This is a genomic window from Stappia sp. 28M-7, assembly GCF_014252955.1.
GTDB lineage: Bacteria > Pseudomonadota > Alphaproteobacteria > Rhizobiales > Stappiaceae > Stappia.
The window spans coordinates 2,749,235-2,762,428 of the sequence record NZ_JACMIA010000001.1; the positions used below are offsets into that span (position 1 = coordinate 2,749,235).

Annotated in this window: 13 protein-coding genes and 1 tRNA gene; 6 read left to right on the forward strand and 8 right to left on the reverse strand. The window is 66.0% G+C overall.

Annotation, left to right across the window (positions count from 1 at the left end):
• Window positions 1-15: 15 nt before the first annotated feature.
• The 3 genes from H7H34_RS12105 to H7H34_RS12115 form a co-directional block, all read right to left on the reverse strand.
• Window positions 16-100 (reverse strand) — tRNA-Leu (locus H7H34_RS12105).
• Window positions 101-226: 126 nt separating this feature from the next.
• On the reverse strand, window positions 227-1,753 hold the full coding sequence (locus tag H7H34_RS12110; protein ID WP_185926526.1) for an NAD(P)H-hydrate dehydratase: 1,527 nt from the start codon (window positions 1,751-1,753) through the stop codon (window positions 227-229).
• Entirely contained in the window at window positions 1,753-2,157 is a 405-nt protein-coding gene (locus H7H34_RS12115) for a VOC family protein (protein ID WP_185925320.1), read from the reverse strand. Before H7H34_RS12115 ends, H7H34_RS12110 begins: the two co-directional genes overlap by 1 nt.
• A gap of 31 nt (window positions 2,158-2,188) precedes the next feature.
• On the opposite strand from H7H34_RS12115, the gene H7H34_RS12120 reads away from it, so the two are divergent.
• The 3 genes from H7H34_RS12120 to glnA all read left to right on the forward strand — a co-directional run bounded on the left by H7H34_RS12120 (window position 2,189) and on the right by glnA (window position 4,454).
• Entirely contained in the window at window positions 2,189-2,563 is a 375-nt protein-coding gene (locus H7H34_RS12120) for a hypothetical protein (RefSeq protein WP_185925321.1), read from the forward strand.
• A gap of 18 nt (window positions 2,564-2,581) precedes the next feature.
• Window positions 2,582-2,920 carry a P-II family nitrogen regulator gene (locus tag H7H34_RS12125; RefSeq protein WP_067218098.1) on the forward strand — a complete coding sequence of 113 codons (339 nt, stop codon included), beginning with the start codon at window positions 2,582-2,584 and terminating at the stop codon, window positions 2,918-2,920.
• 124 nt (window positions 2,921-3,044) lie between these two features.
• Window positions 3,045-4,454: a type I glutamate--ammonia ligase gene (gene glnA / locus H7H34_RS12130; protein ID WP_120267688.1), complete on the forward strand. Its 1,410-nt coding sequence runs from the start codon at window positions 3,045-3,047 to the stop codon at window positions 4,452-4,454.
• A gap of 97 nt (window positions 4,455-4,551) precedes the next feature.
• Here the strand turns inward: glnA and H7H34_RS12135 are convergent, their stop codons facing one another.
• Window positions 4,552-5,376 carry a cyclase family protein gene (locus tag H7H34_RS12135; RefSeq protein ID WP_185925322.1) on the reverse strand — a complete coding sequence of 275 codons (825 nt, stop codon included), beginning with the start codon at window positions 5,374-5,376 and terminating at the stop codon, window positions 4,552-4,554.
• A gap of 141 nt (window positions 5,377-5,517) precedes the next feature.
• Here H7H34_RS12135 and H7H34_RS12140 point away from each other — a divergent pair, with 141 nt between their 5' ends.
• Window positions 5,518-7,416 carry an ABC-F family ATP-binding cassette domain-containing protein gene (locus tag H7H34_RS12140; protein WP_185925323.1) on the forward strand — a complete coding sequence of 633 codons (1,899 nt, stop codon included), beginning with the start codon at window positions 5,518-5,520 and terminating at the stop codon, window positions 7,414-7,416.
• Between the two features lie 20 nt (window positions 7,417-7,436).
• Window positions 7,437-8,135, forward strand: a complete 699-nt coding sequence (locus H7H34_RS12145; protein ID WP_120267685.1) for an HAD family hydrolase — start codon at window positions 7,437-7,439, stop codon at window positions 8,133-8,135.
• 18 nt (window positions 8,136-8,153) lie between these two features.
• Here the strand turns inward: H7H34_RS12145 and H7H34_RS12150 are convergent, their stop codons facing one another.
• The 3 genes from H7H34_RS12150 to H7H34_RS12160 form a co-directional block, all read right to left on the reverse strand.
• Window positions 8,154-9,617 carry a diguanylate cyclase domain-containing protein gene (locus H7H34_RS12150; RefSeq protein ID WP_185925324.1) on the reverse strand — a complete coding sequence of 488 codons (1,464 nt, stop codon included), beginning with the start codon at window positions 9,615-9,617 and terminating at the stop codon, window positions 8,154-8,156.
• 118 nt (window positions 9,618-9,735) lie between these two features.
• On the reverse strand, window positions 9,736-10,443 hold the full coding sequence (locus H7H34_RS12155; protein WP_371811389.1) for a class I SAM-dependent methyltransferase: 708 nt from the start codon (window positions 10,441-10,443) through the stop codon (window positions 9,736-9,738).
• Entirely contained in the window at window positions 10,440-10,889 is a 450-nt protein-coding gene (locus tag H7H34_RS12160) for a DNA polymerase III subunit chi (RefSeq protein ID WP_185925325.1), read from the reverse strand. Before H7H34_RS12160 ends, H7H34_RS12155 begins: the two co-directional genes overlap by 4 nt.
• Before the next feature lie 306 nt (window positions 10,890-11,195).
• On the opposite strand from H7H34_RS12160, the gene H7H34_RS23620 reads away from it, so the two are divergent.
• Window positions 11,196-11,318 carry a hypothetical protein gene (locus H7H34_RS23620; RefSeq protein ID WP_256431542.1) on the forward strand — a complete coding sequence of 41 codons (123 nt, stop codon included), beginning with the start codon at window positions 11,196-11,198 and terminating at the stop codon, window positions 11,316-11,318.
• A gap of 145 nt (window positions 11,319-11,463) precedes the next feature.
• Here H7H34_RS23620 and H7H34_RS12165 read toward each other — a convergent pair whose 3' ends face one another.
• Complete coding sequence (locus tag H7H34_RS12165; protein WP_185925326.1) at window positions 11,464-12,960, reverse strand: leucyl aminopeptidase; 1,497 nt, start codon at window positions 12,958-12,960, stop codon at window positions 11,464-11,466.
• Between the last annotated feature and the right edge of the window lie 234 nt (window positions 12,961-13,194).

Below are 13,194 nucleotides of genomic sequence, written 5' to 3' on the forward strand. Positions count from 1 at the left end.
GCCCAAGGCCTGACGTGGTGCGGGCGGAGGGACTTGAACCCCCACGGCTTGCGCCACCAGAACCTAAATCTGGCGTGTCTACCAGTTCCACCACGCCCGCGACGTGCCTTCAAGCGCCCGAAGTCAAGGCGCGGCCTCTATAGCACCCCGCCCGGCAGGGTCAAAGAAAAAACGGGGCTTCTCGACAGGCTGTACAGCGCAATCTGGAGCCCTCGCCCCGCCCCGCTCAGCCCGCGCGGGAAAAGAACTCCGCCAACGCCAGCCGCAGAGCCGGCTCAAGATCCTCCGCCGTCAATGCAGGCCCCGCCAGCGCGCCCGCGCGCCCATGCAGCCACACACCGGCGCAAGCCGCTTCGAACCCGCCAAGCCCCTGCGCCAGGAGGCCGGTGACAATGCCCGAGAGCACATCGCCGGAGCCCGCCGTGGCAAGCCAGGCCGGCGCGCTGTCGTTGATCGCCGCCCGCCCGTCCGGGTCGGCAACGACCGTATCGGCGCCCTTCAAGACCACAACGGCTCCGCTTGCCCTTGCCCCGGCGCGCGCCCGCGCTAGTCGCGAAGGCCCACCGGCTCTCTCGCCAAAGAGGCGGGCGAACTCGCCGTCATGGGGCGTCAGCACGACGTCGGCGGCCCGCGCGCCTGTGCGACGAGAGAGCGCACCGGCCAGCGCCTCCACCTCTCCGGTAAAGGATGTGATCGCGTCTGCGTCCAGCAGCACCGCCCGTTCGCCCGACAGGCAGGTCAGCGCGAGCGCCCGCGTCTCCTCGCCGACACCAGCCCCCGGCCCCAGCGCAATTGCATTGAGGCGCCGGTCGGCCAGCATCTCGGCAAGCCCCCCGCTCCCGCGAAAGGAGCGTACCATCACCGCGGTCAGATGGCTGGCATTCACCAGCGCGGCGGAGGGCGGCGTTGCCACGGTCACGAGCCCGGCCCCGGCACGAAGCGCAGCACCGGCGGCCAGCCGCGCCGCTCCGGTGGACAGGGCCGGTCCAGACACCACCACCGCATGGCCGCGTGCATATTTGTGCCCATCGAGCCGCGGCGGGCGCAGACCCATCCCCCAAAGCTCCGGGTCGTTGCGCCAGGTCTTTCCCTGCTCGCTGCCATGCACCTCATCGAGGACCGAGGCCGGAATGCCGATATCGGCAAGCTCCACCCGCCCGGCGAGCAGGCGGCCTGGAAGCAGCAGATGGCCCGGCTTCAGACGAAAGAATGTCACCGTCCGACTGGCACGGATCGCCGGGCCCATCGCCCCGCCGCTCGCCCCGTTCACGCCCGACGGCAGGTCGACCGCCAGCACCGGAACGCCCGAGCCGTTGACCCGGTCGATGGCCGCGCCCGCAACGCCCTCGATCGGACGCGAGAGCCCTGCCCCGAACAGCGCGTCGATCACCACCGACGCCTGCCCCGGCACACGGTCCAATGTGTCCTGCGACAGGATGCCGACAGTCAGGCCCGCCGCCTGCATCTCGGAAAAGGCGAGCGCCGCATCGCCCGACAGGCGCTCGGGATCGCCGAGCAGCAACAGCTCGACGCGGTACCCCCGCTGGCGCAGGACCTTCGCGGCAACGAATCCGTCGCCGCCATTGTTGCCGGGGCCGGCCAGCACCAGGACTTGTCCCGAGTGCCCGGCCATGCGGCTGCAGGCATCGGCCACCGCCAGCCCCGCGCGCCGCATCAGCTCGATGCCCGGCACGCCGCCGGCAATGGCGAGTGCATCCGCCCGGCCCATCTCGCCGGGAGTGAGAAGTTCGATCAAGCACCGCCTCCGGCGATCACCACCGCCTGCGGCTCGGACAACTCGATCAGGTTGCCGTCGGGATCGCGTATATAGACGGAGCGGAGCGGCGACTGGGCACCGGTACGCGAGACCGGCCCCTCCTCGATCGTCACGCCGGCCTCTTTCAGCCGCGCGATCGCCGCCTCGAGCGAGGCCACCAGAAAGCACAGGTCGCCCGATCCGGCCGTCGGCTTGCGCGCGGCCGGAGAAAACTCCGCGCCCGCCTTGTGCAGGTTGATCTTCTGCGCACCGAAATGCAGCGCCCGCCGGCCGCCGCCGAACACCACCTCTTCCATGCCCAGCACGCCACAATAGAAACTGACGGTCTCGTCGATATCAGCGACCGTCAGGACCAGGTGGTCGAGCGCCTCGATCCGCATCCGTATCTCCCTGTCGTTCCCCAAACGCTTGATGCGACGCGCCTCCACGCAGGACGCCGCCGCGCCGCACCTGATGTTTGGCCGATTGGCACAGGCGCGCAAGCCGCTTTCGGGCAAACGCCCCCAGGGCTGCCCGCCAATTGTGCGAAACGGTCACGATCGAGGCAGCCCCGCCGGAGCCCCAACCCCGGAAAAGGTGGATTTGATGCCGCCAGATTCGCCTATTTATTGTTCAGCCCGCACAGTATTTAATCATCGCTGTGATACCGAACGCTGGACGGCCCGGAAAACCCTGCTGGAATTGCCCGATTTGCAGGCTCTTTTTTCGGCAAGCAAACTTGGCACGGGGCATGCTAGTCAGGAGTTGGCACAGGCCCGGAACGGCCGGCATTTCGAAACCGAATGACGCGAAGTGGCGGAGGCGATGAAAAAAATCGAGGCAATTATCAAGCCGTTCAAGCTCGATGAGGTCAAGGAGGCTCTCCAGGAGGTTGGCCTTCAGGGCATCACCGTGACCGAGGCCAAGGGCTTCGGCCGCCAGAAGGGCCATACCGAGCTCTATCGCGGCGCCGAATACGTGGTCGACTTTCTTCCCAAGGTGAAGGTCGAGATCGTGCTGACCGACGACCTCGTCGACAAGGCCGTCGAGGCGATCCGCAATGCCGCCCAGACCGGGCGCATCGGCGACGGCAAGATCTTCGTCTCCACCATCGAGGAGGCCGTTCGCATCCGGACCGGCGAGACCGGCACCGACGCGATCTGAGGCTCTGGCCGGACGACGGCCGAAACTTCCGGGCAGACCGGCAGATCCTGAAGCGGACTGCACGGCGGCCCATCTGCAAGAACCCTAACGGGACCGACCCCAAGGAAAACAGGGAACATCTTAAATGACGAGCGCCAGCGACATTCTCAAGCAGATCAAGGACAAGGACATCAAGTTCGTCGACCTGCGGTTCTCCGATCCGCGCGGCAAGCTGCAGCACGTGACCATGGACGCAGGTCTGGTCGATGAGGACATGTTCGCTGAAGGCGTCGCCTTCGACGGCTCGTCCATCGCCGGCTGGAAGGCGATCAACGAGTCCGACATGACGCTCGTGCTCGACCCGGACACCGTCCATGTCGATCCGTTCTTCGCCCAGTCGACCATCTCGATCATCTGCGACATCATCGACCCGGTCTCCGGCGAGGCTTACAACCGCGACCCGCGCACGACGGCCAAGAAGGCCGAGGCCTATGTCAGCTCGCTCGGCATCGGCGACACCGTGTATGTCGGCCCGGAAGCCGAGTTCTTCATCTTCGACGACGTGCGTTTCTCGGCCGACCCGTACAACACGGGCTTCAGGATCGACAGCATGGAGCTGCCGTCGAACATGGGCTCCGAGTACGAGACGGGCAACCTCGGCCACCGTCCGCGCACCAAGGGCGGCTACTTCCCGGTTCCCCCGATCGACAGCTGCCAGGACATCCGTTCCGAGATGCTGACGGTCCTGACCGAGATGGGCGTCACCGTCGAGAAGCACCACCACGAGGTGGCGGCTGCCCAGCATGAGCTCGGCATCAAGTTCGACACGCTGACCCGCAATGCCGACAAGATGCAGATCTACAAGTACGTCGTGCACCAGGTCGCCCATGCCTACGGCAAGACCGCGACCTTCATGCCGAAGCCTGTCTTCGGCGACAACGGCACTGGCATGCACGTGCACCAGTCGATCTGGAAGGACGGCAAGCCCGTCTTCGCCGGCAACCAGTACGCAGATCTGTCGGAGAGCTGCCTGTACTACATCGGCGGCATCCTGAAGCACGCCAAGGCCCTGAACGCCTTCACCAACCCGTCGACCAACTCCTACAAGCGTCTGGTCCCGGGCTACGAGGCTCCGGTGCTGCTGGCCTACTCCTCGCGCAACCGTTCGGCCTCTTGCCGCATTCCCTTCACCTCTTCCCCGAAGGCGAAGCGCGTCGAGGTCCGCTTCCCGGATCCGGCAGCCAACCCGTATCTCGCTTTCGCGTCGATGCTGATGGCCGGCCTGGACGGCATCAAGAACAAGATCCACCCGGGCGACGCGATGGACAAGAACCTCTACGACCTGCCGCCGGAGGAGCTGAAGGAAATCCCGACCGTCTGCGGTTCGCTCCGCGAGGCTCTGGAGTCGCTCGACGCCGACCGCGAGTTCCTGAAGGCCGGTGGCGTCATGGACGACGACCAGATCGACGCCTACATCGAGCTGAAGATGGAAGAGAACATGCGGTACGAGATGACCCCGCATCCGGTCGAGTACGACATGTACTACTCGGTCTGATCCGCAAGGCTCCGGCCAAGCGATCTTCCGCAAAGACAGGAAACCCCCGGCGTCATCCGCCGGGGGTTTTTCGTTTCTTCCGCAGTACGAAGGCCGATCAGACCAGCGCGAAGACGCGGCTCGGACCACCCGTCGCGCCCTTGATCTTCGGCGCACCGACGACCAGCGTCGCCCCCGTGGCCGGCACCTCGTCGAGGCCGGCAAGGCATTCCAGCCCCCAGCGACCGGACGGCAACCACGTGTAGTGCGTGTCGAAGGTCTTGGAGGCGCCGTGGTCGAGCGACAACGTGTCGACGGCGATGCCGACCACGCCCTTCTCCATCAGGTAGAGGCAGGCCTCCTTGGAAAAACCGGGGAAGTGCATCGCGCCTTCGGCATCGGCATTGCGGTAGCGTTCGCTCGCCACATGCTGCGCCCAGCCGGAATTCATCGCGACGCAGCCGCCGGCTGGCACATCGCCATGCGCCGCCTCGAAGGCCTTGAGATCGTCGACCGAAAGCTGGTGATCGGGATCGGCAGCAGCCTTTTCGCGAATATCGACGACGGCCAGCGGCACGATCAGCTGATCCATCGGGATCTCGTCGGCACCGACCCCGTCTGCCGAGAAGTGCAGCGGGGCATCGAGATGCGTGCCGGTGTGCTCGTCGAGATGCCATTGGTACATGTTGAAGCCGTCCTTGGAGAACTCCGCCGTCCGCTCCATCCGCAGCTGCGGCTTGCCGAAGAAGGTCGGGAAATCCTCACCCAGCGCATGGGTCAGATCGACGGCACGGGTGAACGAGACATCGGCAGCATGGGCCGCGCGCGGTGGCGGAAAGGCGGCGAAGACGGCAGCTCCCGCCGTCGTGCCGACGAGCCCCTTGAGCAATCCGCGGCGGCTCAGCCGGCGCGCAACGACTTCCTGGCATCCTGGAACGCACATGTCTGTTTCCCCTCTTCTGGAACAGGTTGCCTACCATCCTAGGCAGCGTTCGCGCCGGCCTGCAATCGGCCTTTCGCCGGACCGCCATGGCAGCCTTCCTCCCTCTTGCGCCGTCCCGCATTTCCGGCCATTGATCCGCCCATGCTGCAGATCACCGACCTCACCTACAGGATTGCCGGGCGTACGCTTCTCGATCGGGCAAGCGTCATGCTGCCCTCGGGCGCCAAGACCGGCTTCGTCGGCCGCAACGGCGCCGGCAAGTCCACCCTCTTCCGCCTGATCACCGGCGATACCGCGCCCGAAAGCGGCGAGATCCGCGTGCCGAAGGGCCTGCGCATCGGCCAGGTGGCGCAGGAGGCGCCGGGCACGGAACAGACGCTCGTGGAGGTGGTGCTGGCTGCCGATACAGAGCGTGCGCGGCTGCTGGAGGAGGCGGAGACGGCGACGGACCCGCTGCGCATCGCCGAGATCCACACCCGCCTTGCCGATATCGATGCCCATACCGCGGAAGCGCGCGCGGCCCGCATCCTTGCGGGTCTCGGCTTCGATGCCGAGGCGCAGGCCCGCCCCTGCTCGTCCTTTTCCGGCGGCTGGCGCATGCGCGTCGCGCTGGCGGCAGTTCTGTTCTCCGAGCCGGACCTGCTGCTGCTCGATGAGCCGACCAACTATCTCGACCTGGAAGGCACGCTCTGGCTGGAGAGCTACATCGCCCGCTATCCGCATCAGGTCCTGCTGATCAGCCACGACCGCGATCTGCTCAACAAGGCGGTCGATTCCATCGTCCATCTCGATCAGCTCAAGTTGACCTTCTACCGCGGCGGCTATGACAGCTTCGACCGCCAGCGGCGCGAGTCGCTGCTGCTGCAGGAGAAGAACCGCGAGAAGCAGGAAGCCCAGCGCAAGCACATGCAGGCTTTCGTCGACCGCTTCCGCGCCAAGGCGACCAAGGCGCGCCAGGCACAGTCGCGGCTGAAGATGCTGGAAAAGATGGAGCCCATCGCCGCGGTGGTGGAAACCGACGCGCTCCCGATCTCCTTCCCCGATCCGGAGGGACGCCTTGCCCCGCCGATCATCCGGCTGGAAAACGTCGCCGTCGGCTATGGCGACACCACGATCCTGTCGCGCCTGTCGCTCAACATCGACAATGACGACCGCATCGCCCTGCTCGGCTCCAACGGCAACGGCAAGTCGACTTTCGCCAAGCTGATCGCCGGGCGGCTGGAACGCCAGTCGGGCGAGATCACCAAGGCCGCCAAGCTGAAGGTCGCCTTCTTCGCCCAGCACCAGCTCGACGAGCTGAGGCCGGCGGAAAGCCCCGTTGCGCATGTGCGCCGCTTGATGCCCGATGCGCCCGAGGCCAAGGTGCGCGCGCGCGTCGCCCGTTTCGGCTTGCCGACGAGCCGGATGGAGACCCCGGCGCGCGACCTGTCGGGCGGCGAGAAGGCCCGCCTGCTGCTCGGCCTTGCCACCTTCGAGGGCCCGCACCTGTTGATCCTCGACGAGCCGACCAACCATCTCGACATCGAAAGCCGCGAGGCGTTGATCCACGCGGTCAACGAGTTCGACGGCGCGGTGATCCTCATCTCGCACGACCGACATCTGGTGGAGGCCTGCGCCGACCGGCTGTGGCTCGTTGCCGATGGCGGCGTGCGCAGCTTCGACGGCGACATGGAGGACTATCGCCGGCTGATTCTGCAGAAGGACAGGCCCGAGCGCGGCAACGGGCGCGAGGCGGCGAAGAGCGCCGCAGCGGCCGAGCCGGAAGATGATCGCACTGCCCAGGAAAAGCGCCGCGTGGCCGCCGACCGGCGCGCCCGGCAGGCGCCGCTGCGCAAGGAAATCCAGGCGGCGGAAAAGGAAATGGCGCGTCTTCAGGAGAAGATCGGCAAGCTCGACGAGGCGCTTGCCGACCCGGATTTCTTCCGCAAGGATGCTGAGCGGGCGACGAAATTCGCCAAGGAGCGCGCCTATCTGGAGAAGAAGCTGGTGCGCACCGAGGAGCAGTGGCTGGAGCTCTCGACCGAGCTCGAAAGCGGCTGAACCGCGCGCGAGGAGACACAATGGCGACGCTGACGACCATCGGCTTCGACGCAGACGACACGCTCTGGCACAACGAGCGCAACTTCCGCCTGACGGAGGAGCGCTTCACCGATCTGCTCGCCGACTATAGCGACAAGGACAATCTCACCGAACGGCTGCTCGCCGCGGAACGGCGCAACTTGCGCCTTTACGGCTACGGGGTGAAGGGGTTCACCCTGTCGATGATCGAGACAGCCATCGAGGTGACGGAAGGAAAGGCGCCCGCGTCGGTGATCGGCGAGATCCTGGATGCCGGCCGCAACATGCTCTCGCACCCCGTGGAGCCGCTTCCTCATGTGGAGGAGACCCTTCAGGCCTTGAAAGGCAGCTTCCGTCTGGTGCTGATCACCAAAGGCGATCTCTTCGACCAGGAACGCAAGGTGGCGGAATCCGGTCTCGGGGATCATTTCGATGCGGTCGAGATCGTGCCGGAAAAGACCGCCGAAACCTATCGCACCCTGTTCGCCCGCCATGGCGATGGTCCGGGACGGGCCATGATGGTCGGCAACTCGCTGAAGTCGGACGTGGTCCCGGCACTGGATGCCGGCAGCCACGGCGTCCATGTGCCCTACGAGATCACCTGGGCTCTGGAACATGCCGACGTGCCGGCCGGCCGCGACCGCTTTCACCAGGTCGCCCATCTTGGCGAATTGCAGGCCCTGCTCTCGCGGCTGGCATAAGCGGGCCGGAGGCCGGGGCTAAGCCCCTTTCTCGTCGCAGGTCTCGTCCATTTGCGGATGATATTCCAGTGCCCGGAACTTGCCCGCAGCCTTGGCCTGGTACATCGCCACATCGGCACGGCGCATGAGTTCGGCCGGGTCGATCGGCTCCTGGGTCGAGGCGTGCCCGATACTTGCCGTCACCTGCAGCTGATGGCGCCCGACGATGAAGGGGCGCGAGAACGCATCGATGACCTGTTGCGCCAGAACTTCCGGCGGCATGTCGCCTCGCTGAGCCAGCGCGAACTCGTCGCCGCCAAGTCGGCCGGCCGCGACGAAGTGATTGCCGAAGCCGGCAAGCCTGACGGCCACCGCGGCAATCAACAGATCGCCGACCGCATGCCCCCAGGTGTCGTTGACCTGCTTGAACCCATCAAGGTCCAGCATGTGCAGAGCCAGCGGACGTGAGGCAGAGACGTCCGCGACCAGCGTTTCAAGCGTCTCGACAAAACCGCTGCGGTTGAGCGTCCCCGTCAGCGTGTCGCGCTTGGCCTCGTATTCGGCGGCAGCCGCGATACGGCGCAAGCGCAGCGATTCGATGAAGCCGGCGGCCAGCACCATCAGAAGGAAGACGACGAGCGTTGCACCGGCCAGGACCAGCAGCGAACGATGGTTTTCGAACGCCTGGTCTCCCGGCTTCCGGCTCGGCCAGGTCAGATAGGCGAGCGCCTTGCCCGTAGGGTCCTCCAGCGCAAGGTTGAGCTTGTCGTCCGCTCTTGTGGGAGCAAGGGCGAGCCCCGCGATCTGGTAGTCGGCGGAAATCGTCGAGATGATCTCGTCGTCGATGCTCTTGAACAGGAACAGGACGGGCGCATCGGGAACAGGCCCTGCGAAAGGCTGGATCGTCATTGCAGCCGTGGAGACGACGTCACCGTCCATCGACATGAAGGCAGTGACCGGCATGTTCGTGGCCTTGGCGCGCCGTACCTGCTCGAGGATCAACGCCGCCACCTCGCCGGAGGGAGAAAACGGCGCTCCCTTGTCATAAGCGGCGATCACCGTCAGGTCCGGGCGGTAGACGATCAAACCGTCGTAGAGCGGGTAGTTTACGGTCGGGTCTCCCCACGTCTGACGGATCCAGTTGGCGCCGTCGCTGGAGCTTACCGCTTCATACCCCTCGTCCCACAAGGAGTTGTCGCGCACCACCATCGACAGCCCACGCCCCAGCGTCGCAACGGCAGCGGCGGCGGCCGAGATCGCGCGCTGGTCATCGATGTCATTCGCCGTGTGCCGCATGGACAGAACGACATGCGAAACGATGAGCACCAGCCCCAGGGCGACCGCAAGAAAGAGGCCGGTCGCCGCAGAGATCGACCAGATTTGGCCATGGGTAACGAGTGGACGGGTGTCCGACCGCGGCAGCGCGCCGCCTCGAGCCTTATCCTGTCCCATCACGCTCAATCCACCTCGCGCACTCTTCGCCGTCCACGGGAACCGTTCCACGCCGTTTTGACGCGCGACCCGACGCTCGATCGAACCTCACGGCTCGCCTGCGTAAGCCTTTTTACTTAACTTAGTTCATATACATCGACACTTCATCCCTGATGCGCCGGCCTCGGCATTATTCCGTCCGCCGCCAGACGTCACGGACATGCCCAATAACGCGCTCCCCCTTGCGGATCTCGTAAGGGTGGCGGTCGATGTGCTCCAGCCCCAGCGTGGAAAAGCGCTCGAGCTCGGATGGCGTCAAGGGCCAGGGAGGTCCGTCCGGCATACTCCCTTCCGGTGCCGTGCGTGTCAGCACCAGGAGCCTGCCGCCCGGCGCAACGAGGGAGGCGACGGCGGCAAAGGCGCGCTCGCGCAGATCCCCCGAGAGCGCCTGCAGCGTATAGCATTCATGCACCAGATCGAAACCGCCGGACCACTCGGCCGGCAGGTCGAACAGGTCGCCGGCGCGGTAATCGACAGTGCTTTCGGGGAACCGCTGGCGCGCCCATTCCACCGCCCTTTGCGACAGGTCGAATCCGGTGGTGCGATAGCCGGCCGCTGCCAGCGCCTCGGCGTTGTCGCCGAGCCCGCACCCCACATCGACGGCACGCGCGCCTTTGCCAGGATGCGCGGCCAGCCAATCGACCAGCTCCGCCTTGGGAGCAAGATCTGCCCAAGGCACGGCAGCCGCGTCGCCGCCGGCCGTCTCGTAGACCGCGTCGAACCAGGCGGAGCGATCCTCCCGCTTGCCGCCCTTGGCGCCCAAAAGCCCGTCGAGCCGTTCGCGCGCCGCATCCCGTCGGTCCATGAAGCCCGGCTTGTCCGCCCCCGCCCCGCTCACGCCTTCTTCTCCCAGCGCCCGGCCTCGTTCTGCTGCCAATAGGTGATGTCGTGCCCCGCCTCCTTCATCGCCTTCCAGTGCCGACGGGCATCCGCGACCGCTTCCGGGTCCTGCCCGTCGAACAGGAAGACCCCGCGCTGATAGGGAGCGAGATCGGGCGGGCTCGCCCGGTCGACGAGAAAGCGAACCACCGCGCCGTTCGGGTTTTCCTCGCCGTCGGTCAGGTAGATCGGCTGCGCCTGCGCATGCCCGTCGGCCGCCGTGCCGTGCGGCAGGAAGGCATCGTCGCGATAGGTCCACAGCCACGAATCGAGCGCCTCGCACCGTTCGCGCGAGCCGGCCTGGACGACGCAGCGCCAGCCCCTGCCAAGACAGGTCTCCAGCAGGGCGGGCAGCGCCTGTTCCAGCGGCTGGCGCGTCAGATGGTAGAACAGAACCTCGCTCATTCCGCTCCCCGCTTGTGCAGTGCGGCAGTCCTGCAACAGCCTTGGTGCGAAGTGCCGTGGGGTGAGAAACGGGCTTTGATTTGCCAATGATTCACGATTAACGGTTTCCCAACTTCGGCCCGGCAGAGTGATGACCGGGCTGGACCCGGCCGATTCGGCAAACGCTTCGCGCCACGCGCTGTTCCCTCATCTTTCCTGTGGTTGCCGTCACAACGGCCTCGGCAGGAACGGGATAGCTTGGGCCAGACGAAAGCGAATGCCGGGACGGTAGAGCCGTCACCGCGCCGGGGCAACGGGAGACATTCGATGGCTGTGCGGATTGCTTTGTTTTTCGGTCTCGTGCTCGGTCTCGCCGGCGTGACCACGGCTATGGGAACGGTGGTTGTGGAGCCGACCAGCGGCGCCTGCGAATCCTACAAGACCTGCTGAAGACACTCCGCCCCTGCGGCACCGCAAACGGTGCCGCCAGACGGACGGAACGAAAAAACCCGCCACCAGGCGGGTTTTTTGTTGCCTGCAGCACCAGGGGCCGGCACAGCCGCGGGACGCCCCGCGACCATGCCGTCCCTCTGCCTCAGCCTTCGTAGTGATCGCGCACGAGACGGTCGAGCAGGCGCACGCCAAAGCCCGAAGCCCATCCCTTGCTGACGTCGGTCTTGGGGCTGCCCATCGCCGTGCCGGCAACGTCGATATGCACCCACGGCACATCGTTGACGAAGCGCTGCAGGAACTGCGCGGCCGTGATCGAGCCGGCGGAGCGGCCGCCGGTGTTCTTCATGTCCGCGTTCGGCGTGTCGATGAGCTTGTCGTAGTCCTTGGACAGCGGCAGGCGCCACACCTTCTCGTCGGTGGCCAGCCCGGCCTCGGTCAGCCGTGCGGCAAGCTCGTCATTGTTGGAGAAGATACCTGCGTGCTGGCTGCCGAGCGCGATGATGATCGCACCAGTCAGCGTCGCTAGGTTGATCATGAAGGCAGGCTTGAACCGGTCCTGCGTGTACCAGAGCGCATCGGCCAGCACGAGGCGGCCTTCCGCGTCGGTATTGATGATCTCGATGGTCGCACCCGACATCGCCGTGACGATATCGCCGGGCCGCTGCGCCTTGCCGTCCGGCATGTTTTCCACCAGGCCGATGACGCCGATGACATTGACCTTGGCCTTGCGGGCGGCCAGCGCGTGCATCAGGCCGGTCACCGCAGCGGCGCCGCCCATGTCGCCCTTCATGTCCTCCATCGAGGCTGCCGGCTTGATGGAGATGCCGCCGGTGTCGAAGACGACGCCCTTGCCGATGAAGGCGAGCGGGGCCGCGTCCTTCTTGCCGCCGTTCCAGCGCATGATCACCATGCGCGGCGGGCTCTCCGAACCCTGCGCCACGCCGAGCAGCGCATTCATCTTGAGCTTCTTCATCGCCTTCTCGTCGAGGATCTCGATCTCGACGCCGAGCTTTGAGAGCTCGCTCGCGCGGTCGGCGAATTCGACGGTCGTCAACACGTTGGCCGGCTCGTTGACGAGATCCCGGGCAAGCAGCGTGCCGTCGCTCACGGCATCGGCATCGGCCCAGGCCTTCTTCGCCGCCTTGGTATCGTCCACCAGCAGCGACACCTTGACCGAACCGCCGGCCTCCTCGTCGTCGCCCTTCTTGCTCTTGTAGCGGTCGAAGACATAGGCGCGCAGCTTCATGCCCATCGCAAAGGCCGCCGCGTGACCGGCCGCGACAGCCCCGCCCGGCGTCTCCAGCAGCACCTCGGCGGCCTTGGCCTTGCCGAGCTTGCCCATCACGGTGCCGCCGAGCGCCGCCCAGTCGTTGTCGTCGAGCGCGGCAACGCCGTCCGCCTTGCCAAGGCCGACGACCAGAAGCCGGTCGACGCCGAGGCCCGCAGGCGCGAGAAGATCGAGCACAGTCTTCGACTTGCCGGAAAAGCCCGCAGTGTCGGCCGCACGCCGGATCAGCTCCAGCGCCCCATCCCCAAGACCGGCCGCGGTGGCCCCGGTTGCCAGCTTGTCGTCGGCGAGAATGACGGCCACGCCCTTTTGCGGAGCCGCGGGTTTTGCGAAAGAGATCTTGGGGAGCAAGGGGAAACCTCATGTCTGGCAGGATATGGAGGAAATCCGGAGCGGTGTGCCCGGCTCATGCCAGCCGCGAACCCGCGGCGCGCCATGGCGGCCAGGCGGATTTCCGCCCGGAAAGTCCTGATCCGTCTAGAATGGTGCCTGTTTTCCCGCTCGGCAAGCGCCCTTCCCGTCCGAAGCCCCCGGTTAATCTCCGGTTAACCCTTTTTCTTCTCGGAGTATTTACCTAAAATGGCG

Bases quoted from the DNA above. Each gene is read 5' to 3' on its own strand.
- H7H34_RS12145 (WP_120267685.1), top strand. From the start codon at position 7,437: ATGGCGACGCTGACGACCATCGGCTTCGACGCAGACGACACGCTCTGG.
- H7H34_RS12115 (WP_185925320.1), bottom strand. From the start codon at position 2,157: ATGCGGATCGAGGCGCTCGACCACCTGGTCCTGACGGTCGCTGATATC.
- H7H34_RS12120 (WP_185925321.1), top strand. From the start codon at position 2,189: ATGCGACGCGCCTCCACGCAGGACGCCGCCGCGCCGCACCTGATGTTT.
- H7H34_RS12160 (WP_185925325.1), bottom strand. From the start codon at position 10,889: ATGAGCGAGGTTCTGTTCTACCATCTGACGCGCCAGCCGCTGGAACAG.
- H7H34_RS23620 (WP_256431542.1), top strand. From the start codon at position 11,196: ATGGCTGTGCGGATTGCTTTGTTTTTCGGTCTCGTGCTCGGTCTCGCC.
- glnA (WP_120267688.1), top strand. From the start codon at position 3,045: ATGACGAGCGCCAGCGACATTCTCAAGCAGATCAAGGACAAGGACATC.
- H7H34_RS12125 (WP_067218098.1), top strand. From the start codon at position 2,582: ATGAAAAAAATCGAGGCAATTATCAAGCCGTTCAAGCTCGATGAGGTC.
- H7H34_RS12135 (WP_185925322.1), bottom strand. From the start codon at position 5,376: ATGTGCGTTCCAGGATGCCAGGAAGTCGTTGCGCGCCGGCTGAGCCGC.
- H7H34_RS12140 (WP_185925323.1), top strand. From the start codon at position 5,518: ATGCTGCAGATCACCGACCTCACCTACAGGATTGCCGGGCGTACGCTT.